The organism is Aquiluna sp. KACHI24, from assembly GCF_025997915.1.
Lineage (GTDB): Bacteria > Actinomycetota > Actinomycetes > Actinomycetales > Microbacteriaceae > Aquiluna.
Genome location: NZ_AP026677.1, coordinates 550,958 through 572,964 on the forward strand (window position 1 = coordinate 550,958; position 22,007 = coordinate 572,964).

Annotated in this window: 26 protein-coding genes and 1 tRNA gene; 8 read left to right on the forward strand and 19 right to left on the reverse strand. The window is 54.0% G+C overall.

The window, feature by feature from the left end; all coding sequences use genetic code 11:
• The first annotated feature begins 50 nt into the window (after positions 1–50).
• The gene (locus tag OO713_RS02820) at positions 51–410 is read left to right on the forward strand and encodes an RNA polymerase-binding protein RbpA (protein ID WP_264786174.1); all 360 of its coding nucleotides are present in this window, start codon (positions 51–53) and stop codon (positions 408–410) included.
• Here OO713_RS02820 and OO713_RS02825 read toward each other — a convergent pair.
• The 11 genes from OO713_RS02825 to OO713_RS02875 are packed head-to-tail and all read right to left on the reverse strand — an operon-like array spanning position 400 to position 10,817.
• Positions 400–1,104 (reverse strand): polyprenol monophosphomannose synthase, encoded by a 705-nt coding sequence (locus OO713_RS02825; protein ID WP_264786175.1) that lies wholly within the window; start codon positions 1,102–1,104, stop codon positions 400–402. The two genes, OO713_RS02820 and OO713_RS02825, sit on opposite strands and share 11 nt — an antisense overlap.
• Complete coding sequence (lnt, locus tag OO713_RS02830; RefSeq protein ID WP_264786177.1) at positions 1,101–2,600, reverse strand: apolipoprotein N-acyltransferase; 1,500 nt, start codon at positions 2,598–2,600, stop codon at positions 1,101–1,103. Before lnt ends, OO713_RS02825 begins: the two co-directional genes overlap by 4 nt.
• A 15-nt stretch (positions 2,601–2,615) precedes the next feature.
• Complete coding sequence (locus OO713_RS02835; RefSeq protein ID WP_264786178.1) at positions 2,616–5,060, reverse strand: DEAD/DEAH box helicase; 2,445 nt, start codon at positions 5,058–5,060, stop codon at positions 2,616–2,618.
• Positions 5,053–5,844, reverse strand: a complete 792-nt coding sequence (gene tatC / locus OO713_RS02840) for a twin-arginine translocase subunit TatC (protein WP_264786179.1) — start codon at positions 5,842–5,844, stop codon at positions 5,053–5,055. Before tatC ends, OO713_RS02835 begins: the two co-directional genes overlap by 8 nt.
• A complete protein-coding gene (locus OO713_RS02845; RefSeq protein ID WP_264786181.1) occupies positions 5,844–6,029 on the reverse strand; it encodes a twin-arginine translocase TatA/TatE family subunit in 186 nt (61 codons plus the stop codon). Before OO713_RS02845 ends, tatC begins: the two co-directional genes overlap by 1 nt.
• A 3-nt stretch (positions 6,030–6,032) precedes the next feature.
• Complete coding sequence (locus OO713_RS02850; RefSeq protein ID WP_264786182.1) at positions 6,033–6,332, reverse strand: hypothetical protein; 300 nt, start codon at positions 6,330–6,332, stop codon at positions 6,033–6,035.
• Entirely contained in the window at positions 6,333–7,280 is a 948-nt protein-coding gene (locus OO713_RS02855; RefSeq protein ID WP_264786183.1) for a WYL domain-containing protein, read from the reverse strand. It lies immediately after the preceding gene.
• Positions 7,273–8,205, reverse strand: a complete 933-nt coding sequence (locus OO713_RS02860; protein WP_264786184.1) for a WYL domain-containing protein — start codon at positions 8,203–8,205, stop codon at positions 7,273–7,275. Before OO713_RS02860 ends, OO713_RS02855 begins: the two co-directional genes overlap by 8 nt.
• Before the next feature lie 6 nt (positions 8,206–8,211).
• Positions 8,212–9,180: an FKBP-type peptidyl-prolyl cis-trans isomerase gene (locus OO713_RS02865; protein ID WP_264786185.1), complete on the reverse strand. Its 969-nt coding sequence runs from the start codon at positions 9,178–9,180 to the stop codon at positions 8,212–8,214.
• Between the two features lie 18 nt (positions 9,181–9,198).
• Positions 9,199–10,161: a tRNA (adenine-N1)-methyltransferase gene (locus OO713_RS02870; protein WP_264786430.1), complete on the reverse strand. Its 963-nt coding sequence runs from the start codon at positions 10,159–10,161 to the stop codon at positions 9,199–9,201.
• Positions 10,161–10,817 carry an HAD family phosphatase gene (locus OO713_RS02875; protein ID WP_264786186.1) on the reverse strand — a complete coding sequence of 219 codons (657 nt, stop codon included), beginning with the start codon at positions 10,815–10,817 and terminating at the stop codon, positions 10,161–10,163. The genes OO713_RS02870 and OO713_RS02875 overlap by 1 nt, the downstream gene beginning before the upstream one ends.
• Before the next feature lie 56 nt (positions 10,818–10,873).
• Between OO713_RS02875 and OO713_RS02880 the strand changes: the two genes are divergently transcribed.
• Positions 10,874–11,728, forward strand: a complete 855-nt coding sequence (locus OO713_RS02880; RefSeq protein WP_264786432.1) for a PAC2 family protein — start codon at positions 10,874–10,876, stop codon at positions 11,726–11,728.
• Here OO713_RS02880 and uppP read toward each other — a convergent pair.
• Positions 11,725–12,552 (reverse strand): undecaprenyl-diphosphatase UppP, encoded by an 828-nt coding sequence (uppP, locus tag OO713_RS02885; RefSeq protein WP_264786187.1) that lies wholly within the window; start codon positions 12,550–12,552, stop codon positions 11,725–11,727. The two genes, OO713_RS02880 and uppP, sit on opposite strands and share 4 nt — an antisense overlap.
• Complete coding sequence (locus OO713_RS02890) at positions 12,549–12,755, reverse strand: hypothetical protein (RefSeq protein WP_264786188.1); 207 nt, start codon at positions 12,753–12,755, stop codon at positions 12,549–12,551. The genes uppP and OO713_RS02890 overlap by 4 nt, the downstream gene beginning before the upstream one ends.
• Positions 12,756–12,860: 105 nt before the next feature.
• On the opposite strand from OO713_RS02890, the gene OO713_RS02895 reads away from it, so the two are divergent.
• From OO713_RS02895 to OO713_RS02905, 3 genes are all read left to right on the forward strand, one after another.
• Positions 12,861–12,946, forward strand: a tRNA-Leu gene (locus tag OO713_RS02895).
• Between the two features lie 21 nt (positions 12,947–12,967).
• The gene (locus tag OO713_RS02900; protein ID WP_264786189.1) at positions 12,968–13,798 is read left to right on the forward strand and encodes an NAD-dependent protein deacetylase; all 831 of its coding nucleotides are present in this window, start codon (positions 12,968–12,970) and stop codon (positions 13,796–13,798) included.
• On the forward strand, positions 13,791–14,378 hold the full coding sequence (locus tag OO713_RS02905; RefSeq protein ID WP_264786191.1) for a histidine phosphatase family protein: 588 nt from the start codon (positions 13,791–13,793) through the stop codon (positions 14,376–14,378). The genes OO713_RS02900 and OO713_RS02905 overlap by 8 nt, the downstream gene beginning before the upstream one ends.
• Here the strand turns inward: OO713_RS02905 and OO713_RS02910 are convergent.
• Positions 14,364–15,413 carry a glycosyltransferase family 1 protein gene (locus tag OO713_RS02910; protein WP_264786192.1) on the reverse strand — a complete coding sequence of 350 codons (1,050 nt, stop codon included), beginning with the start codon at positions 15,411–15,413 and terminating at the stop codon, positions 14,364–14,366. The two genes, OO713_RS02905 and OO713_RS02910, sit on opposite strands and share 15 nt — an antisense overlap.
• Complete coding sequence (locus OO713_RS02915; protein WP_264786193.1) at positions 15,410–16,258, reverse strand: alpha/beta hydrolase; 849 nt, start codon at positions 16,256–16,258, stop codon at positions 15,410–15,412. The genes OO713_RS02910 and OO713_RS02915 overlap by 4 nt, the downstream gene beginning before the upstream one ends.
• Before the next feature lie 44 nt (positions 16,259–16,302).
• Between OO713_RS02915 and OO713_RS02920 the strand changes: the two genes are divergently transcribed.
• A complete protein-coding gene (locus tag OO713_RS02920; protein ID WP_264786194.1) occupies positions 16,303–17,010 on the forward strand; it encodes an exonuclease domain-containing protein in 708 nt (235 codons plus the stop codon).
• Here the strand turns inward: OO713_RS02920 and OO713_RS02925 are convergent.
• From OO713_RS02925 to glgA, 3 genes are all read right to left on the reverse strand, one after another.
• Positions 17,007–17,255: a type B 50S ribosomal protein L31 gene (locus tag OO713_RS02925; RefSeq protein WP_264786195.1), complete on the reverse strand. Its 249-nt coding sequence runs from the start codon at positions 17,253–17,255 to the stop codon at positions 17,007–17,009. The two genes, OO713_RS02920 and OO713_RS02925, sit on opposite strands and share 4 nt — an antisense overlap.
• Before the next feature lie 74 nt (positions 17,256–17,329).
• Positions 17,330–18,112, reverse strand: coding sequence for an ABC transporter ATP-binding protein (locus OO713_RS02930; RefSeq protein ID WP_264786196.1), 783 nt, complete (start codon positions 18,110–18,112; stop codon positions 17,330–17,332).
• Positions 18,113–18,122: 10 nt separating this feature from the next.
• Complete coding sequence (gene glgA, locus OO713_RS02935; RefSeq protein WP_264786198.1) at positions 18,123–19,307, reverse strand: glycogen synthase; 1,185 nt, start codon at positions 19,305–19,307, stop codon at positions 18,123–18,125.
• 46 nt (positions 19,308–19,353) lie between these two features.
• Here glgA and glgC point away from each other — a divergent pair, with 46 nt between their 5' ends.
• Both glgC and serB read left to right on the forward strand, forming a co-directional pair.
• Positions 19,354–20,595: a glucose-1-phosphate adenylyltransferase gene (gene glgC, locus OO713_RS02940; protein WP_264786200.1), complete on the forward strand. Its 1,242-nt coding sequence runs from the start codon at positions 19,354–19,356 to the stop codon at positions 20,593–20,595.
• On the forward strand, positions 20,592–21,221 hold the full coding sequence (gene serB, locus OO713_RS02945) for a phosphoserine phosphatase SerB (RefSeq protein WP_264786201.1): 630 nt from the start codon (positions 20,592–20,594) through the stop codon (positions 21,219–21,221). The genes glgC and serB overlap by 4 nt, the downstream gene beginning before the upstream one ends.
• Here serB and fabI read toward each other — a convergent pair.
• Complete coding sequence (fabI, locus tag OO713_RS02950) at positions 21,218–21,985, reverse strand: enoyl-ACP reductase FabI (protein WP_264786202.1); 768 nt, start codon at positions 21,983–21,985, stop codon at positions 21,218–21,220. The genes serB and fabI overlap by 4 nt on opposite strands.
• Between the last annotated feature and the right edge of the window lie 22 nt (positions 21,986–22,007).

The window sequence follows — 22,007 nt, forward strand, 5'->3', positions numbered from 1 at the left end:
GGACTTATCCTCTGCTTACCGAGGTTCTCCTAACTAAACGGGAGGAAACCATGGCTGAAACAATGCGAGGCATGCGCCTTGGCGCACAGTCACTCGAGACCGAATCGGGTGTTGAGTTCTCCCCCAGAGTGACGGTCAACTTCCGTTGTCCTGAGTCTCACGAATTCAATCTGATTTTTTCCGCCACCGCAGAGCTTCCCAACACCTGGGAGTGCAAGAAGTGTGAGCTAATCGCAGTTCGCCTCGAGAACGGAAACCCTGTTGACCTTGCTGAGTCAGAAGATGACGGACCAAGGACCCACTACGACATGGTTTTGGAGCGCCGCACCCGAGAAGAGTTAGAAGAACTGCTTGCAGAGGTATTGGCTGATATGAGAGCTCGTCGCTCTGCCGGAAAGCTCACCGCCTAAAAAGCCTCTGAATCCCCCACTTCGTGCACAGCCAAAACGCTTCCAGCACAATCTCTCGCGTCATTTTGGATGCTCCGCTCTCGCGCTCGATGAAAGTTATAGGCACCTCGGTGATCTCAACACCCAGCTTTGCAACTCTGCGAGTCATCTCGACCTGAAACCCATACCCCTGCGCTTCAAGATCGGAAAGTTGGAGTTCCTGAATTAGCTCGGCGCTGTAAACGCGAAATCCAGCAGTCAGATCTCTGACCTTCAATCCGGTGGCAACCGCTGCGTACCAGTTTCCAAACCTGCTAATCAGCTGACGATGAAGAGGCCAGTTCTCAACCGCTCCCCCGCTCACCCAACGAGATCCAATGACAAGTGGTGATTCAGAGTCGAGAAGTTTTGAAAGATCCTCTGGCCGATGCGATCCATCGGCATCCATCTGAACAAGGCGCTGATACCCTGCTGCCAGGCCCCAGCGATAGCCAGCGAGATAGGCCTTTCCTAGACCCTCTTTGCCTTCTCGCTTGAGCAAAGAAACTCTGGCACTGCCCTTCGCTACCCCTTCAACCAGGTCGGCAGTCCCATCAGGCGAATTGTCGTCAATTATCAAAACATCAACCTGTTGGTTGACTCGAAGCAAGTGATCCAGTGAGTGGACTATTCCGTCCGCCTCGTTGTATGTGGGCATCAGCACAAGAGTTTTCATCGTCGTCTAATCACCACCAGGGACAAGACGCCCAAAGCCGCAATCAGCGCATCGATCCAGCCCCCGATGAAAACCGCTGGTGTTATCGCACTGTAAAGCGGAACCTTATTGACCATTGCACCCGGTTGATACCAGGTGAGCTCATTCAAGGTCTTGCCATCTGGCAGGTAGATTGCACTGAGTCCGACAGTGGAGATATTCACCACGGACCGACCAGTCTCAATGGCTCTCAATTTCGCGATCGCGGCTTGTTGATAGGTCTCATCGGAGTAGCCAAAGTCAGCGTTATTAGTTTGGGAGAGGATCACCTCTGCCCCACTGTTGGCCAGCTCTCGAGGTATTTGATCAATTGCGATTTCGAAACAAATCAAGGTGCCCGCCATGAACTCCTCGAGTTCGAATATCCCGTCTCGCTCACCAAAGCTGTATCCCCTTGGGACAAGGTCAATCAGATCAGGTGCTAGTGCACGCCAGAAAGGACGATCTGGGACAAATTCAGCGAACGGGACCGGTCGTTTTTTGTCGTATTGATCAATCGGACCCTCTGTGGGAGACCAAAGCAGCGTTGAATTGTAGACGTCATCGCCTGATTTTGTGACCGTTCCAAATGTGAATGGGGCGTCGAATTCTTTTGCAATTTTGTCAATCGCACCCCTGGCTTCGTCAGAGCGAAGCGGGTCAACATCGGAGGCGTTCTCCGGCCAAACAATTAGGTCCAGCTCGTCCGCAAGGTCAGTCTCAGAAACCAATTTCGTGGCCTGAATGTGGTTGTTCAAAATGGTGCCAGGTGTGAGGTTTGAAAAGAGTCCGGCGTTGGCATTGCCCTGAACGGCTGCGATGGTCGCAGTTCTGTCCGTCTGATTTAGCAGGCCAAGCGGGAAAATGGCAGGCATGGTGGCAATCAAAGCGGCAGAGATTGTCGCTAAACGCAATGGAAAACCTCGCTTGCGAGCACCAACCGCGATGACCGCGAGCAGCGAGCCGATTAATGCCACGGCGAAACCAACCAGGCTGATACCGCCAAAGTAAGCCCAGTTGCCCCAGGGTCCATGAGCCTGCGCCATTCCCAGGCGCGACCACGGAAAGCCACCGTAGGGGAAGCTCATCGCAAGCCACTCCCGTGCGATCCAGATGGCGGCAGCCAAGACAGCGAACCAAATGTACTGATTTGTCTTTGGCTTCAGCCTCTTCCAAAGCCAGCTTGTGAGACCAACTCCGAGTGCGAAATAGACCGACATCAGGGTGCTTAGGGCAAGCAACGGTACTGGCCCCAGGTATAGCGATATCCACTCGATGTGAGCGATGTAATAAACCTGTCCAGCGATAAAGCCGGTTAGTAGCGCAAGGCGAAAACCCATTCCCAATGTTGCGATCAGAATCAGGGCTGGCACTAATGGAGAGAGCACCCAGATGTTCTCGGTTGGGAAAATGTAAAGCGCAATGAGCCCGCCAATCATGGCAAGCGGTATCCGCCACCACAGCTCTACTTTGCGCACCTAATAAGCCTAACTTCAGACGTAGTAGGAGTTCGCGACAATGCCGCGCTTGATTAGATCCATGGCTTTATAGGCAGTCTCGGCAAGTTGTGGATCTGCTCCTTGGGCTAGCTGATCGAGCAGATCAACGAGTTGCTTTGACCAACGAATAAAGTCTCCTGGCAACAGCCCAGAGAGCTTCAAAACGTCATCAAGCCTCGCACCGGTAGCCCATCGATACATCGGCCAACAGAGGTTGAGTTCTAGTTGGGTCTCCTTGGGCAGGCGGTGCTCGGTCTGGAGTTCCAAAAGCTGCTCTTGAATCAGCTCTGTCTGCTCCAGCGCCTCCCTGAAGTTCCCCTTCGGAAGTTTGGGCTCGTAATCGCCCTCATCTTTTCTTCCCTCGTAGACCAGTGCGGTGGCGAGGGCAGCCAAGTTTGCCGGATCGAGTTTTGACCACACCCCTCGATTTATGCATTCAGCAATTAGCAGATCTCGCTCACCATAAATTTTGCTCAGGCGAAGACCCGAGCTCGTAATCTCAAGGTCGTCATCACTTGGGACAAGGTAACCAAGTTCAGTTAGCAGGAGACAGATGCGATCAAACACGCGCGCAACCTGGTTAGTGCGACCCTCGATCTGAGCTACCGCCTGATCTATTTCCTTGCGCAGCTTATGGTAGCGCTCGCCCCAGCGAGCGTGAGCCTCGCGGTCGGCGCAACCGTGGCAAGGATGGGCGCGCAGTTCACGTTTGAGCTCCGCAATTCTCATGTCGAGCTGACGCTGGCCCTTGGACATTCGAATGTCTTTACCGGCTCGATGCTTACTCTGAGCACCACTGCGCTCTAGATCCGTCAGCTCGCGACGCATGCCGGAATACTCAATAAAGTCTCCAAGGTGACAGCTCAGCGCCTTTTCATAACCCTCCAGCGACTCCTGCTTATCGGCAATCACCCTGGCCAAACCAACCACCGATCGGTCCGCCTGAAACTGAGCAAAAGAGCGCTCCAAAACCTTGCTGGCACGCCTTGCTCCGAAAGCCGAAATCAGGTTTACCGCCATGTTGTAGGTCGGCTTGAAGCTGGAATTCAAGGGGTAAGTGCGCTTCGATGCCAGGCCGGCAACCAAGTTTGGATCCAACTGGTTTCCCCATACGATCACCGAGTGTCCCTCGGTATCAATTCCTCGACGACCTGCTCGGCCTGTGAGCTGGGTGTACTCCCCTGCGGTTATGTTTACCCGCGACTCGCCGTTGTACTTGTCGAGGCGCTCCAGGACCACGGTTCGAGCTGGCATATTGATGCCCAGAGCAAGCGTCTCGGTTGCGAATACAACCTTTACTAGCTTGCGCAGGAAAAGCTCCTCCACAACCTCTTTGAACGCAGGCAGCATGCCAGCGTGATGGGCTGCAACACCGCGCTCTAGGGAGCTCAGCCAGTCAAAGTAGCCGAGTGTGTCCAGGTCCTCATCCGCAATTTGAGTGCAACGCGCCTCCGCGACCCGTCTGATCTCCTGCTGCTCCTCTTTGGTTGTGAGCCTCAGACCGGATCGTCTACAGCTTTCAACCGCCTTCTCACACCCCGCCCTGGAGAAGATGAAAAAGATGGCCGGGAGCAGACCTTGCTGACCAAGAACGTCAACAATCTCGGGCTTTTCTAATCTGCCTGATTGCTGCAACGCACCGTGACGCGGGCCACTTTGATAATTGCCTCCACCCCACTTGCCTCGACGCTGTATTGGTCCCCGAGCCCTGGCCTGGTGCTTCTTTAGTAGTTCGGGATTCACACGCATCTGGTTGGAGCCAGTTTCGAAAAGCTCCAGAACCTCATCACCAAATAGCACGTGCTGGTGCAGCGGAACCGGCCTATGCTCCGAGACGATCACCTTGGTGTTGCCCCGAACCTCTGCCAGCCAGGCCCCGAACTCCTCCGCGTTTGAAACTGTGGCGGATAGTGAAACGACCAACACATCCTTGGGCAAGTGAAGAATCACCTCTTCCCAAACCGCTCCACGGAAGCGATCTGCCAGATAGTGCACCTCGTCCATAACCACATAGGCGAGATCCTTCAGCGCCATGGATGTGGCATAAATCATGTTTCGCAACACTTCAGTGGTCATTACCACGATCTGAGCGTCCGAGTTGTTGTTGGTGTCACCGGTCAATAGACCGACCTGTTCACGCCCGTAGCGGGCAACTAGCTCTGCAAACTTTTGATTACTAAGGGCCTTGATCGGCGTGGTGTAGAAAACTTTCTTGCCACTTTGGACGGCGAGGTGAATGGCAAACTCCCCCACCACGGTTTTTCCAGCTCCCGTTGGTGCTGCAACCAAAACACCAAAACCACTCTCGAGCGCCTGACATGCATCAACCTGGAACGTGTCGAGCGGAAATTTAAGCCCTGCCGAGAACTCCTCGAGCTGCAAGAACTTTGCCCTCTGCTTCGCGAGCTGGTAGCGCTCGGAGGGGCTAAGCTCACTCACTGTCTTCAGGTTCCGAAGCTAATGTCTTGGCTAGCTTTCGCTCTCTACGCTTGTCATTTAGTTGCGCGATTCCGACTGCGGTGAAGTAGAGCATGATCAGTGGAATCATCAGTAGGAACATCGAGAATGGCTCGTTAGCTGGAGTTGCCAGAGCAGCCAGGATTGCCATGATCAACACGGCAACTCTCCAGGACTTCAAAATCCCCTTCGCCGTGGTGATTCCCGCGAAGTTCAGCAGCACCAAAACCACTGGCATTACGAATGAGAGACCAAACAGCAGCAGCACTCGAACCGCAAAAAGAATGTATTCGGCCGCATTGATTACGTTTGTTGAACCCTCTGGGGTGAACCCAATCAACCCAACGACAAAGCGCGGAATGTTGATCCAGGCAAACCAGGCTCCAAACAAAAACAACGGTAGGGCAGCAAAAACAAAGCCGAGTGCGTAGCGCTTTTCTTTGGTCTTTAATCCTGGGGCGACAAATGCCCACAGGTTATAAAGCCAAAGCGGAGAAGTTAGCACCACTCCGAAGAAAATCGAGACTTGGATTCTGAGGTCAAATGCAGCCACGACAGTGCCGAAGTTCACGACCGCGTCGATCCCGCGAGCCTCTGTCACCTCAAGAAGAGGTCGCTGCAGGAGAGCAAATATGGGATCGAAAAGGTACCAACCGCCAACGGAACCAATCGCAATGAATAATGCCGACCATGTCAGCCTGACGCGCAGTTCCCTAAGGTGGGAACCCAAGGACATGCGGCGCTCTTTGTTTTTGCGCCGAAACATTAGTCCTTCTGCTTCTCGCCTTCTTCGCCCTTCTTGGAGCCTTCAGCCTCTGGCTTCTTAATCTCCTTGCGGAAGATCTGCAGTGACTCTGCAACGCTCTTGGTTAGGGCAGGAAGCTTCGGTGCTCCCCAGAAAAGCAAAACGATTACGAGGATGACAATCCACTGCCAACTTTCGATCCTCATTGCTCACCTTCTGTCTATGTTGATTGAGCTGATTCGAGCCACCAGTCTACGCCTTCTTTCCTCGCGCTCATGCGCTTTGCGCTTCTGCATAGCTTTTCTGGCGCGAAGCAAACGCGAGAGATCTTCCGGGGTGCTCGGCTTAGCGGGTTCAATCGAAAAATCATCAGGCCCAAAGCCGCCAAGGGCTGCCTCGGTTTGCTTGATTTGACCGAGCAAAGACTTGACTGCAAGCCAGAGTTTGTATCCCGCCAGGGCCAATACGTATCCAGCTCCGAGCACTAGGCCAAGGTTTAGCCACTCCATCTAGCCCTCCGCTACCTCAAGGTTGAGCGTCCGCCTGGCGAACTGTGCAACCGCGGCCCTGGCTTCCTCGGGAGCTATCACTTTGGCACGACCACCAAATTTCGCTATGTGCCTAGCCAATGCGGAGAAGCTGCCCACCTTGATTTCACCAATCACTCGCCCATCCCGCTCCTGAGCCTGAGAGACCAGGGGGAAATTCCAAAAGATCTCGGTTGCAGTCTTCTCCACCGCAAGCTTCACTACCTGCTCGGTCGCCGAATCACCAAAGGAATCGTCCGGCAACTCAGCATTTCGAGCACTGGTCGAAATCGGAGTATTCGTTGCCTTGAGTTCTATAACTCGATCCAGCCTGAATGCCCTCAGGTCTTGGTTTTTATGGCACCAACCTCTGAGGTAGTAGCGTCCCTCCCAAAGATCTAGGCGCAATGGATCAACCGCACGTACCGCTCGCTCTCCTAGCTGGTTCAGGTAGTCAATTTCCACCTGTAGTTCGGAAATGATTGCCTGTTGAACTGCGTCCAACGTCTTATCGACCAGTGGAGAGCCGACTCTAGACACCTTGGCCGTCGAACCAAACAGAGTTCGCAGCTGAGCTAGCTCTTCGCTTTCTGAAAACGGTTTGACCTCGCTTAGGTACTCCAAACCCGCAGCAATTGCAGCCGCCTGCTTGCCGGACAGCCTGGGCGGGGTGTCGAGTCTTCCAACCCCTAAATTAAGCGCCACCTCACCATCTTCGAGCGCCTCTTCGTCGACATAGAAGTGTGTTTCAAACCTGGTCATATCTTCACTGTTGGCAATGGTGAGTACAGCCTTTTTGATGGCACCCTCGCTCACCTGGAAATAGCGCGCGAGCTCCACAACATCATGTGGACCCTCTCGCAGTACCAGCCCCACGATTGAGAGTGCGAGGTTGAACTGTTCTTCGGCTCCGAGTTCTTGCTTAGGCATGGCTCTCAATCACCGCCTGTAACTGCTTGGTCACATATTCAGATAACGACTTGGGTTCCAGGATCTTCACATCCATGCCCAAATCGATCAGCTCTTCTGCAAACAACTCTTGGTCCATGTATGCGACCTGCACTCTGTCACCGCCAAAGTGATACCAGGCCTCGGACCCTGGACGCAGCTCAAGAGTCGCCTGCTGAGATTGAATATGTGCTTCTAGAGATAACTCCGCAGCCTCGATATCCACGGCATCAAAGCGCTCGGCAGCAAGTTCGCTAAGCGCAGCCTTCGAAACCATTCTGCGAAGCAGGTAGTTTTTCAACTCTCCGCTGTCGCTCGCCAACAAAAGCCACTGCCCTGCCTTGAAACGCAATCTCACCGGGCTCAAGTGCTTTAGTTCCGGGGTTGATTCGGGCTTTTGATACTGAACCTCGATCTGAACACCGCGGTCGATTGCCTCGGCAATTGGTGTGAAGTTCGGGTCCTTTGCAAACAATCTTGGTGAGACCACCTGCAGGCTCTGCTGTTCGAATGCTGCCCCGAATGCTCGCATTCGGGTCAGTGCCGATTGGGCCACTTGACCAAGACTCTGGTGGTTCCAAGCCTTAGCAGCCAGCTCCAACAGCTGCATGTGTCGTTCATTCAGAGTGAAGTCCTTGGGCCAGTCAAAAGCCTGCTTTGTTAGCCGATATCGAGTTGCTTCGGGATCATCAGATCCTTCACCATCGATTACCTCGAGCTGAATACCCATGGCGCGCAACAAGTCTTTATCCCGCTCGAACATTCGATCGCGAGCTTCCTGAGTTTTGTTTTCCGCGTAGCCAGAGACGCTCTCTAACAGCTGTCGCTTACTAACCCCATAGCTCTGGGCGGCAACCAAACAGCAGGTAAGGGTAAACAGGCGCTCCGCTGGAGTCTGTTTACCCATCTCTGGCTATTCCTTACCTAGAACATCTACTACGAATACCAGGGTTGACCCTGCCGGAATTGCTCCCTGTGCATTGTCACCATAGCCGAGCTCCGGTGGGATCACAGCTACCACCTGTGAGCCAACCTTTACACCCTCGAGAGCCTGAACGAATCCCTCAATCAGGCCTTCGGAGTTCACCTGGAAGGACGCAGGCGCACCGCGCTCCCAGGAGCTATCAAACTGAGTGCCATCCCAGGTCCAACCTGAGTAGTGAACCACTACGGTGTCACCAATCGCGATCTCCTCGCCCTTGCCCTCAATCAGAACGGACCGCTTGAACTCTGCTGGAGCGTCAGTGGCTGGAAGTTGGATGCCAGGCTGGCCCGATGGCGCAAGGATCACAGCTGGCAAGCCAGCCTCCGGCGCCTTGGAATCACCGTTGGCCTTTGGTAGGTAGGCATCGACGACATCAAAAACGAACAAAATTGCATCCTCGGCACCGATACCCAGCGACTCAACACCGGCACCGTCGTGGGCATTGGTTGCATCAAGCAGTACTCCAACTCTGGAGCCAACCTTCACGCCGGTTAGTGCCTTGCAGAAATCAGGCTTGGAGTCTGCAATTAGGTCCTGAATGATGTAGTCCTCAGTGCCAAACTCACTTCCCTGGAATTGCTCACCGGTGGACGCATTGAAACCCGTGAAGTGCAGAGCAACTCGCTGAGATCCAACCAGTGCGCCGCCGTCACCTTCAATGAATACCTTGGTCTCAATGCCCGATCCAACCAGCGGGGTTGGGAAGTCAATGGTTGGCTCACTGCCAAACTCTCCCTCCACACTTACCTGCTCGATCGCATCTCCACCAGAGAATGCCTCACAGCTTGCCTCTAGCCCTTGGCTTAGCAGGGCGTAGCCGGTTAGCGGAGCGGACTCAGTCGCTGCACAGCCTGACAGGAGAAGTGCTGGAACTAGCAGCGCAACCAATTTCTTCATTTAGCTTCTTTCGTTTCTCTAATTCTCTCGCTCGTCAAACTCTTGAGTGACCTTGCGAACAGTTTTTCTTAGCTTTTTCTCACTAATGGGCCGTTGTCCAATAGCTCCCGGTAGCCAGATGTCCATGTCCTCCTGGGAGAAGTCTGACTTCGAGGCGCGGCGCTGCTTGAACTCAGGGAGAACGGCACCAGGTGCCAATCTTCTAGCGGCTAACAAGAATCCGGTGTGAGCAATCATTCGGTGATCCGGTCTAACCGCTAGACCCTCAACGTGCCAGCCGCGAACCATCGACTCCCAGGCATTTGGCGTTGTGAATCCGCCGTGGTCCTTGATTGCCTCAACTGTCCTTGAAAGCTGAGTGACGGTTGCAACATAGACAATCACCAGGCCACCTGGTCGAAGCGCGTTTGCCACCGCCTCAACACAATCCCAGGGAGCAAGCATGTCAAGGACAGCTCGGTCTGCGCTTGCATCTGCAACCGCTCCAGGAAGAGCCGTTTGCAACTCCCCCAGGATCACGCTCCAGTTCTGAGGTTTGTAGCCGAGCTGGTTTGCAACGTTCGCCTGAGCAATCTGAGCAAACTCATCGCGCTTTTCAAAAGAGAAGAGTTTGCCCTCTGGACCGATCGCCCTTATTAGGTAGGAGGATAAAGCGCCAGAGCCAACACCAGCCTCAATAACAGTTGCGCCCGGATAGATGTCTCCCTCAACCACAATCTGCCCGGCATCTTTGGGGTAGACAATCGCTGCACCACGCGGCATGGAAAGCACGTAGTCGGTGAGTAGTGGCTTGAGGGCCAGATACTCAATACCGTTTTGGTTGGCGATGATGCTGCCCTCGGGCTGACCGATGACGTCATCGTGCATCAGATCACCCTTGTGGGTGCCAAAGCGTCCGCCGGGCACCAAAGTGACGGTGTTTAGTCTGCCCTTTGGACCGGTCAGTTGAACCTTGTCCCCCGGCTTGAAGATGTGATTCATCATCTCAGCTCCCTAAGGGTTTGAAGATCCAGATCGGTGAGAGAGTCAAAGAGAATGCGCCCTGGGGCCTGCGGAATTGAAACGATGTTTGGAATCCCAACCGCAACGCAACCGGCCGCTTCGGCGCTCGCTAGACCAGTTCTTGAATCCTCAAAAGCGATGCACTGTGTGGGATCAACCCCGAGCAGTTCAGCCGCTTTTAGATATGGTTCTGGATCTGGCTTTCCCCGGACAACATCGTCTCCCGCGACCACCACGTCGAATGCTTGAAAGGGAATCTGATCTGCAACCGCTAGAGCCATTCGTCGCATCGACATTGTGACTAAAGCGGTTGGAATACCTGCTTGTTTGATTGCCATCAGTAGCTCTAGTGCCCCAGGACGCCAAGGCAGCTGGCTCTTGAGGTGAGAAACTACGTCATCGGTTAACCTGTCTATGACCTCTTGGATTGATAGGTCCTTGATCGAGAGGCGCTCTTTGATGATGGCGGAGGAGTCGTAGAGTGATTTGCCGATCAGCTCATGGCCATGAGCTTCTGTCCACACAGTTCCGTAGTCGGCGGCTAGGCGTGACTCGCTGAGAAGCCAAAATGGCTCGCTGTCAATGAGTGTGCCGTCCATGTCCCATAAGACGGCGGCTGGAAAGCTGTTTGGCATCCTGAGAAGTCTAGTTACTAAGTGCTTTAGAGTTTGTAGGTAAAGAAGTGGAGAGCATGCTAACCGGACGAATCTTGCTGGTCGCCTTCGAGGGCTGGAACGATGCTACCGAGGCCGCTTCGGGTGCACTGAAGGCGATAGCTGAGCAAATTGGTGCTCAAACCCTAGAGGCCGTGGATCCAGAGGACTACTTTGATTTCCAGTTCTCGCGCCCAATAATCGAGTTTGATGGCGAAGGAAATCGTGTCCTATCTTGGCCAGGCTGTGAACTATTGCAGGCGAGCCCAGAACAGATCGCCGAGCGCCCCGAACTTGATCGCCTCTACCTACTTCTTGGAACCGAACCATCTCGTCGCTGGCTGAGCTTTGCGGCTGAAATTTTGGAAATGGTCCAGGACCGCGAGATTGATGCGGTTGTGATGCTCGGGGCGATGCTGGCCGATGTCCCTCACACCCGACCGATGCAGGTTTTCAAATCCTCTATGAACCAGCAGCTCATGGAGCGCTATGGCATAGAGCCTTCGACATACCAGGGTCCAGTCGGCATTCTCACGGTTTTAGGTCAGGCCTTTGAGGCCGAAGGGATCCCAGTTCTCTCGCTCTGGGGCTCCGTCCCTCACTACGTTCACAACACCACTAACCCAAAGGCTGCAATCGGCTTTTTGAGTGAAATTCTCGAACTCACAGGATTTAGTTTTGATAGCTCCGCACTGGCTGAACAGGCCTTTGAGTGGGAGCGCGGCGTGGACGATATGACCGCATCTGATGAGGAGATGCTCTCCTATGTCTCGCAGCTGGAGAAGGCTCGTGATGCCTGGGACTCAGAGCAGGTCTCAGGAGAAGCCTTGGCAAGAGAGTTCGAGCGGTATCTAAACGATCGTCCCGACTCTCAGGATCGCCCTAAGTCCTAGATCGCCCCGAGCGACAATCCCACTAGCAACAGCGTGCCGACGGTGACTCGCCAGATCACAAAGGGTAGAAACGAACCTCGCTCCAAGTACTTCAAAAGCCAAGCGATGACAAGGTAGCCAACAATTCCGCTCACCAAGGTCGCCACCGCGGTGCCAAAGATCAGATCAGTTGGCAGGTCCTGATAGCTCTTGAGAAATTGATAGGCTCCCGAGGCTAAGACTGCCGGTATTGCCAAGAGAAAGCTGTATTTAGCCGCAGCTGCCCGAGTAAAGCCCATCAAGCGCCCAACCGTGATGGTGCCTCCGGAGCGTGAAACGCCCGGGATCAGGGCAAGTGCCTGACCAAGTCCGAAGATAAGTCCCGACTTGAAATTTAGGTCAGTCAGCTCTTTGGTTTTAGATCCGAAGTGATCAGCGATACCAAGTGCCAGACCAAAGACAATCAGAGCTACACCGATAACCCAAAGTTGCCTGACATCTGATTCAACTTGGTCTTGAAACGCCAAGCCCAGCGCCACAACTGGGAGCGAACCCAAAATTACGAGCCATCCGAGCTTGGACTCTTGAGGCTGCGTGGAAAAAGGTCGAAGTGCATTCTTGAACCACGAGGAGAGAATTTCCAAAATGGTCTTGGCGAAGTAAATCAGCACTGCCACTTCTGTACCGATTTGAATAGTCGCGATAAACGCTGTGAGTTGTGGCTTAGTGAGGCTTGTAATGCCCATTAGCTCCTGGGCAATCTGCACGTGGGCAGAGGAGGAGATCGGTAAAAACTCAGTTAGTCCCTGGATTAGTCCAAGTACTAGCGCTTCAAATAAATTCATTCATCCTCGGCCAGAGCAATTGGCAAATACTCATCATGAGCCGAAGCGAGAGCTTCCTCGTAGCTCAGAAAGGCATCTTCGACCATTTCATAGGCGCGCTCGAGATTCTCATCAACACCCGATCGCTTCTGGCGGCAGGCATCAAGGTGAAACTCTAGGGCTGCAACTAGTTTCTGCAGGGCCAGCTCTGGGTCAGTGTTCATGGCTTTAGGCTACTCAACTATCAACTTGGGACCAAGCACCTAAGGTGGTTTTGAGACGTGGGTTCGTGATAGATTGTTGCGGCTCAGATGATTTGAGCATCACCTGTCCGGGTGGCGGAATGGCAGACGCGCTAGCTTGAGGTGCTAGTCTCCGTTAGGAGGTAGGGGTTCAAGTCCCCTTTCGGACACCAAGTGTTTATTACACTTCACTAATGCCCCATAATTTCCCCTCTGCACTTGCGTTTGGTCTTGACCACGCTCGTGGTCTGATCTCTGGGAAAGACACCTTGCTACTGACCGGTGCCGGCATCTCAACAGACAGTGGAATTCCAGATTATCGAGGGGCTGGGAGGGTCCAGAAGCACCCGCTAACCTTCGACCAGTTCATGGGATCCCCCGCTCATCAAGCGCGCTATTGGGCCAGAAGTTACGTCGGGTGGAATCGCATCGTTTCTGCAGAACCCAACCGGGGTCACATTGCGCTGGCCAAGGCCGAGCAGGCTGGAAAGATTTTTCAGATAATCACCCAGAACGTCGACGGACTGCATCAAAAAGCTGGAGCAAGCAAGGTCTTGGAGCTCCATGGCAGACTCGACACGGTGGTCTGTACCCAGTGTGGCGACTTGGTAAATCGCTCTGAACTGGACTTGAGAATTGCACAACTGAACCCAAATTTCGTCCAGGATCCGAATGCTCAAGCCTCCCCCGATGGCGATGCTGAAATTGAAGTGGATGAAGGTTTTCAAGTCCCCAGCTGCGGAGTCTGCGGCGGTAGCTATAAGCCAGATGTGGTGTTCTTTGGTGAGCAAATTCCCAGGCACCGCGTTGCCCAAGCTGAGGCGGCAGTGGAGGCTGCTGGTGCCCTGGTGGTTGCTGGCAGCTCTTTGAGCGTGAATTCGGGCCTGAGACTGGTAAAGCGCGCGAAAGAGCGTTTTATCCCCGTTGTCATAGTCAACCTTGGTGAAACCAAGGCTGATTCTTTGGCCGATGTTCGACTAAATGTCTCAACCTCATTAGCCCTACCGGAGTTATTCAATGTCTAGAACCGAACTTGGGCTGCTGCGCCATGGTCAAACCGATTGGAACATCAACCTAAGACTGCAGGGAACCGCTGACATACCCATGAATGATGTGGGTATCGCTCAGATTCAATCGGCTTCCACCGAGCTGGCCAAAGACAGCTGGGATCTCATTCTTTCCTCACCGCTTGGCAGAGCGCGGCACTCCGCTGAAATTGTGGCATCAGAGCTGGGTATCTCTGATATTGAGATAGAGCCGCTACTTCTAGAGCGCAGCTTCGGAATTGGTGAAGGTCTTGAATACTCGCAGTGGCACGAGCAATTTGGCGGTTTGGACGAAATACCGGGTGCCGAGTCGGCCGCCCAGGTGATTGCCAGGGCAAATCGACTTCTGACCCACGTTGCAGAGAATTTCGCAGGCAAGAGAGTTCTCGCTGTCTCGCACGGGGCTCTAATCAGATTCGTGCTCTCCGAAGTAAGCGCAGGAGCTATCCCACCAAAGGGTGAGAGATTGCAAAACGCTTCGCTGCACAGACTTCGTTACGAGGGTGCTTGGGAGCTAGAAGCCTGGGCCCCGAACCCTTTGGGTTCAGAGGCTTTTTAGAAGCGCGAGAAGTTTCTGTGCCGAAACTCTCCATGAGTACCCCGCGGCCTGCCTGCCTCCAGCCAAAGAAGTTGCTCTGTAAACCTCTGGGTCTTCAAGCTCTCTGATAGCTCTGACAAAGTCAGCTGGATCTCTTGGATCAAAATAAATTGCCCCATCACCCGCTACCTCTTGAAAAATCTCGAGGTTTGACAGCACGGCCGGTGTGCCCTGACTTATTGATTCCAGGGCTGGAATTCCAAATCCCTCATCCAAGCTCGCACTCACCAGAGCAAAGCCCTCAGCGAGGTAGGTTGCATACTCCTGGTTACTCACTCCCCCGATAAAGCTGACCCGCGCTCCCTCTGGAACCAGGGTCTGCAATTCAGCCTTTCGCTCCGGTGAGATTTTCGAAAGAAGGGCAAGTTCATAATCCGGGAGGTCCGCCATGGCGGTGATCAAGCTCTCTACGTTTTTGTATCCAATGAAGCTACCCATGTAAATCAGCTGTTTATTCTTAGGCGCTGGCTCCGGAACTGGTAGGTCGCTGGCGTTGGGAATTACCCAGATGGGCTTCTTGGTTAGCCTGGCCTCGAGAATTTGTTTTCTCGATGTGTTGGAAACTGTCGCCACCGCATCTGCAGCTCGCAGAACCAGACGTTGCGGCAGGTAGCTCTGGTGGTATAGCCACCACAACCCTCTGATGAAAGGGTTGAACTGAGCGGGTGGAGTCTTGTAGCGGTAGTAGATCAGGTCATGAATGGTCAGTACCAACTTGTACTTTTTGAAAAGCCCTGAGGTGGTTTGCATCGGCGAGAAAACAACATCAGCTCCCGCGCGATTTAGAAGCAGTGATGTGAACGGTTCTAGTAGTGAGGTTGGTGCTCTCCCCTCTAGAAACTCAACTCCCGATCCAATTTGCTCTCTCTGATAGTCAGCGTTGACTAACACGGTTAGCGGTACAAGCCTCTTGAGCTCGTTGATAAGACCAAGTGAAAACTTGGAAATGCCATCGGGGTGCCTTTGAATAAAGCGCCCATCGAAGACCAGCTTCACGAGATTTCCCTCACGAAATCCCGAACTATCATCCCCACCTCAAAGGGGGTCTCGTAGTGCGTGAGGTGCCCGCACTCCAACGTCCGAAGCTCTGCCTGAGTTTGCCTCTGTAGCTCAAGCTGCCCTTTCAGTGGCGCAATCATGTCCTTGGCTCCCGCTATCAAAAGCAGTTGCTCAGGCTTACTGGCAACGTGGTTCAAGACATTGCCTGTACTGGCCGCCACATACCCTTCCAGTACGACCCGATCCTCGGTGTAATTGGAAAAGAAGCGATGGTGCTGATCGTGGATGAAAGATCGAAGCTTCAGGTCCCAGGTGGTTGCCATCGCCATCGACATTCCACGGACAATCGGGGTGCTTCGAAGTAGCGCTGACCCCAGTAGCCCCTTGGATCCAAGTTTGTAGTAGACATCAGCTAACTTGCCAGCCGGTGAATCCCCCTGAGCTGTGCTAATCGGATTCAAAAGCACGGTTGGCTGCTGCATCCCAAACTCCCAGGACTTGGCAACCACAAGCGACCCAAAACTGTGACCAAGCACCACCGGGTTATCAAACTCTGCAGCAAACTTCGCGAACCACTCACCGTATGATCCGAGATCGTGTCGAGCCGCGAAGGCCGCTGTTTTGCCATAGCCCGGTAGGTCAGGGATAACCACGTGATGATCCCCAAGGGCACCCGCAATCGCACTGAGCCCGTGGTGATCCCCGCGAAAACCGTGCACCAAGATAATGGTCCTGCCCGCGCCTTGGTAATGCCAGGTGGCGGTGTTGAGGACATCGGAGCGTTCGGCCCGGGAAGCTGCGAGCTTGAACAACTCCGGCGCGGAAGATTTCAACACCTGCATTGAACCAGTCTAGGTTCTGGAGCACTCGGCCTAGTCTTTGAGGCGTGCTTGATTTTGATTTCGACCCACAGGCCCCGAGCTGGGCCAAGCGTCTGGCAGCTTTTGACCTAGAGACCACCGGACTCGATTTGCGTCAGTCCAGAATCGTCACTGCCTGCGTTGTGGTGCTGGATTCAAACGGCGAGGTCGAGTCACTAAATGAGTGGCTGGTGAACCCTGGAATCGAAATCCCGGAGGCAGCAAGCGCGGTTCACGGCGTCACAACAGAGGTTGCGGTCCGTGATGGGTCAGCTCCAGGGGAATCGATTCCACAGCTTTTGGAGCTGCTTGGCTCTTTGATGTCCCAGATGCCGCTGGTTGCCTTCAATGCAGCCTACGATTTTTCGATACTTCACCACGAGGCACATCGTTATGGCCACAGCCCAATCGACCCAAAACCGGTTGTTGATCCCCTGATCTTGGATCGCCAGCTGGTGAAGTTCAGAAAGGGTAAGCGAACTTTGGGGGCACTGACGACCGATTACCAAGTTCCGCTGGAAAATGCCCACAACTCAACGGCCGACGCGATTGCTGCTGGTCGCTTGGCGCAACGAATGGCCTGTAAATTTCCAGAGCTTGAGATTTCTGCTCTGGAGCTTCACGAGTTGCAAATCGGCTGGGCCAAAGAACAAGCCCTGGATTTTGAAAAGTGGATGAAAACACAAAACCGCCCGGATTTCCGGGCGGAATTGGGTTGGCCAGTGCGTGACTAGCTGAAGTTCTTGTAACGCTCGTTGAAGCGCTCTACGCGACCTGCGGAGTCCATGATGCGCTGCTTACCAGTGTAGAACGGGTGGCTAGCAGAGCTGATTTCCACATCGTAGACCGGGTAGGTCTTGCCGTCTTCCCACTCAATGGTCTTGTCGCTGGTGATGGTAGCGCGGGTCAGAAAGGCAACGCCCGAGGCCAGGTCGCGGAATACGATTGGCTCGTAGCTTGGGTGAATTTCAGCCTTCATGGTTTCCTTCTAGGTTTGAATTCTTTTTGCGAAACGCAACAGCCCGAAAGCTTAGCAGAGAAAAGTGATCGGGTCTAGGCTGCCCGCACTGAGAATCTGCCAGCGTCGTAGCTAACTTTCAGCGGGTACCGGAAAGTCTCGGAAATGCTCTCCGAGGTAATCGTGCTGCCGATCTCTCCGCGAGCCAAAATCTTGCCATCCTGAACCAGTAGAGCGTGGGTGAAGCCGGCTGGGATTTCTTCGAGGTGATGCGTGACCATGGCCATAGCCGGCGCATAGGCGCTGGTTGCATAGCCACTTAGCAGGCTGATGGTCTGCTCCCTTGCACCCGGGTCTAGCGAGGCAACTGGTTCATCCAGAAGCAATAGCTCAGGGTCAGTCATGATCGAACGAGCAATCTGGACTCGCTTTCGCTCTCCATCGCTCAGCGTCCCAAACGGGCGCTCTGCAAAGTTGCCTAGGTCCCACTCCCCCAAAACCCGCATAGCCCTGCGCTCGTCAACCGAGTCGTACTCTTCTTTCCATCGACCGGTCACACCATATGAGGCTGTCATGACGGCGTTGAGAACTGTCTCACTGTTTGGAATTTGGTTGGCCAAGGCTGAGGATGCAAAACCGATTCTGGTGCGAAGTTCAAAAACGTTCACTTCGCCAAGTCGCTGCCCCAGGACATCTGCCGATCCTCTACTGGGCTGAATCTGTGCGGCGCAGACTCGCAACATCGTGGTTTTACCCGCTCCGTTCGGGCCAAGAATTACCCAGCGCTGTGACGAGTCGGCTTGAAAACTGACGGAGTCGAGAATGGCTTTGCCATTTCTGACAACACTTACATTTTGCAGATCAATAACGGTAGACATCGCCTAAAGCCTAATCTTCTAGGGCTCTTTGATAGACCTCTATCGTGCGAGTCGCGATCGACTCCCAACTGAATTCCTGCTTGGCGCGCTCTCTGCCTGCCACTCCAAACTTCTCAAGCTGGGTCGAAGCTAATGCCTGGTTTAGGGCCTCCGCCCAATCTGAGACGAACTTGTTTTCGTCTATTGGAGCACCAGAACCATCTTGAACCTGCTCGATGGGCACGAGCCAGCCGGTCTCACCAGCTACAACAACCTCAGGTATTCCTCCAGTGGCGGTGCCGATTACGGGAGCACCGCAGGCCATGGCCTCCAGGTTCACAATGCCAAGTGGCTCGTAAATCGAGGGACACACAAACAGGTCGGCCTGGGTGAGTAGTGCCGCAAGCTTTGGCTGCGGAAGGTGTTCTGGAATCCAAACCACTCCAGAGCGCTTCTGCGCTAGCTCTGCCACCAAATCCTCTACCTCTTGCTGGATCTCCTTGGTGTCCGGAGCGCCAGCACACAAAACCAACTGAACATCACTTGGTAACTCTCTCGCGGCTCTGAGGAAATATGGGAGACCTTTTTGGCGGGTGATTCTTCCAACAAAGATGACACTTCTTCGGTCTGGATCTACCCCAAGCTTACGAACTGTGTCTGGATCAATCACCGGCTGCCACTTATCGGCATCGATTCCGTTGTACACAACTTCGACGCGGGCGGGATCTAGGTCGGGATAACTTCGCAAGATGTCATTTCGCATGCCGTTAGAGACGGCGATAACACGCTTTGCGCCCAAGTAGGCGGTGCGTTCAATGTAGGAGGAAAGTTCATAACCCCCGCCGAGCTGCTCTCGCTTCCAAGGACGAAGTGGTTCGAGAGAGTGCGCTGTCACAACGTGTGGGATCCCGTGCAGCATGGATCCAACGTGCCCAGCAAAGTTTGCATACCAGGTGTGAGAGTGCACCAGGTCTGCGCCAGAGAGGGCTTGGGCAATCAGTAGATCAACGCCCATGGTCTGCAGTGCAGCATTGGCGGTAGTCAACTCCTTTGGCACCTGGTAACCAAGTGTCCCTTGCTCCAACACGGGTTCACCAAAGGCGTGCACCCGAGCATCTATTCGAGAGCGCAGCACCTTTACAAGCTCGGTGATGTGGACCCCGGCACCACCGTAAATGTGCGGTGGATACTCTTTGGTAACGAAATCGACTCTCATAGCAAAATGCTAGTCCCCGCCTGATTACAGCAACTAACATTTGGCTATGGGACGTACACGTGTTTTTGGGATGGTTTTAGCCGGCGGTGAGGGAAAGCGGCTCATGCCACTTACGGCCGATCGAGCGAAACCAGCGGTCCCATTTGCCGGTAGCTACCGCCTGATTGACTTTGCTCTTTCAAACCTGATCAACTCAGGGCTGCGAAGAATCGTGGTGCTAACCCAATACAAGTCCCACTCGTTGGACCGTCACGTCTCCCAGACCTGGCGCATGTCCCCGCTGCTAGGTGCGTATGTAGCATCCGTACCCGCTCAGCAGCGTCTTGGTAAGCGTTGGTACACCGGTAGCGCAGATGCGATCCTGCAGTCCATGAATGCGCTCAGTGATGAGAGACCCGACTACGTGGTTGTAGTTGGAGCGGATCACGTTTATCGAATGGACTTCGATCAAATGCTGCAGTCTCATATCGAATCCGGGATGGAGGCAACGGTTGCTGCCATCAGGCAACCAATCGCCCTCGCTCCGCAATTCGGTGTGATTGAAGTGGATCCGGCCAACCCAACCAAGATCGAGAACTTCAGAGAGAAGCCATCGGATCCGAAATCAGTCCCCGGTGATCCCAGCCAGGCTTTGGTTTCGATGGGTAACTACATTTTCAACGCACAGTCGCTCATTGAAGCCATCGAGTTGGACGGTCAAAACGAAGACTCTTCCCACGACATGGGTGGCGACATCATCCCGTATTTCGTAAACAAGGGAACTGCCGGAGCCTACGACTTCACTTACAACGAGATCCCCGGCGCTACCGACCGAGACAAGTCTTACTGGCGCGATGTGGGAACCATCGACAGCTACTACGACGCGCATATGGATCTGATTTCGACCATGCCTATCTTCAACCTCTACAACGCTGACTGGCCTGTCTATAACCAGCAGATAAATCTGCCACCAGCCAAGTTCATCCACGACTCCGAAGGCAACCAGGGTCGCACTAACGATTCCATCGTGAGTTTGGGCGTGGTGGTCTCTGGCGGCATCGTTGAGCGCAGTGTGCTATCCCCTAACGTCCGGGTGGCATCAAGAAGCCTGATCACTGATTCTGTGTTACTGGATAACGTTCAAATTGGCCGTGACTGCACTATCCGTAAAGCAATTTTGGATAAGGATGTAGTGGTCGCTGATGGCGCGAGCATCGGGGTTAATCGAGAGCGTGACTTAGAGCGAGGCCTGACTGTCACCGATACCGGCATAGTTGTCGTCGCCAAGGGGTTGTTGGTCAAACCTTGAGTCGTTTTTTAGTGGTCTTCGATGTCGACTCAACGCTTATCGAAGATGAAGCAATTGAATTACTTGCCGAGCGCGCTGGAAAGCGTGATGAGGTGGCGGCCGTGACTGAGCGGGCGATGCGCGGTGAACTGGACTTCGCGGAGAGCCTGATCGAGCGAGTGGCCACCCTAAAAGGTTTGCCAGAAACAGTTTTGGCGGAGGTTTCGAATCAGCTCAGGCCCACCAGGGGTGCAGCTCAGCTAGTGAGCGCGATCCATGAACGCGGTGGTGTCGCTGCTGCGGTATCGGGTGGATTCATTCAGCTACTTGGCCCCGTGAAAAAAGCAATTGGGTTCCACCTCGAGCGAGCGAACACGCTCGAGGTGGTAAACGGTCACCTCACCGGCAAGGTGCTGGGAGCAATCATCGATCGTGAGGCGAAAGCTGAATCTCTCCAGAGTTGGGCTCACGAGCTCGAGGTCCCTCTGGCTCGCACAATTGCGGTTGGAGATGGGGCGAACGACCTTGGCATGATGGCGATTGCCGGACTCTCGGTTGCGTTTTGCGCAAAGCCGGTAGTCCGTGAAAAGGCAAAGATCGCGCTCAACGAGCGCGATCTTTCAAAGCTAATTCCGCTTCTCCCCTAGGCACCAGTTGAGTGCAGACCACCGTCAACGTGAATCATTTCACCGGTGGTAGCTGGGAACCAGTCGCTCAACAGCGCAACCAGGCCCTTGGCTGCTGCCTCAGTGTCGGTCAGGTCCCACCCGAGAGGTGCACGATCAGTCCAGAGCTCCTCCATGGTTGCAAAACCAGGAATTCCCTTGGCCGCTGTGGTGCGGAGTGGACCCGCGGAAACTAGGTTTACTCGAATTCCCTTATCGCCTAGGTAGCGAGCCAGGTAGCGAGAGGTTGACTCGAAGGCTGCCTTGGCAACGCCCATCCAGTCATACACCGGCCATGAGACAGTTGCATCGAAGGTAAGTCCAACTACCGAGCTTGGGTTGTTCAAAACCGGTACGCAGGCAGCTGTGATTGCCTTCAGCGAGTATGCAGAAACCTCAACCGCGGTTGAAACATCAGACCACTCAGTCTCCATGAAGTTGCCACCCAGTGCGGTTTGTGGAGCGAAGGCAATTGCGTGAACGATGCCATCGAGGCTGCCTAGGTGCTCCTTGACGTGACCTGGCAACGCCGCTAGATGCTCAGCGTTGGTGGCATCTAGTTCGATGACCTTGACTGGCTTTGGTAGACGCTCTGCGATCTTGGTGGTGATTGGGAGCATTCGTCCGAAGGAGCTGAGAAGAACCTCGGCCCCTTGCTCCTGGGCTAGACGGGCTGCCGAAAAAGCGATGGACGCCTCGGTCAGCACTCCAGTTACAAGAATCTTCTTACCTTCGAGAATTCCCAACATATCTCCTTATGTGATTGAG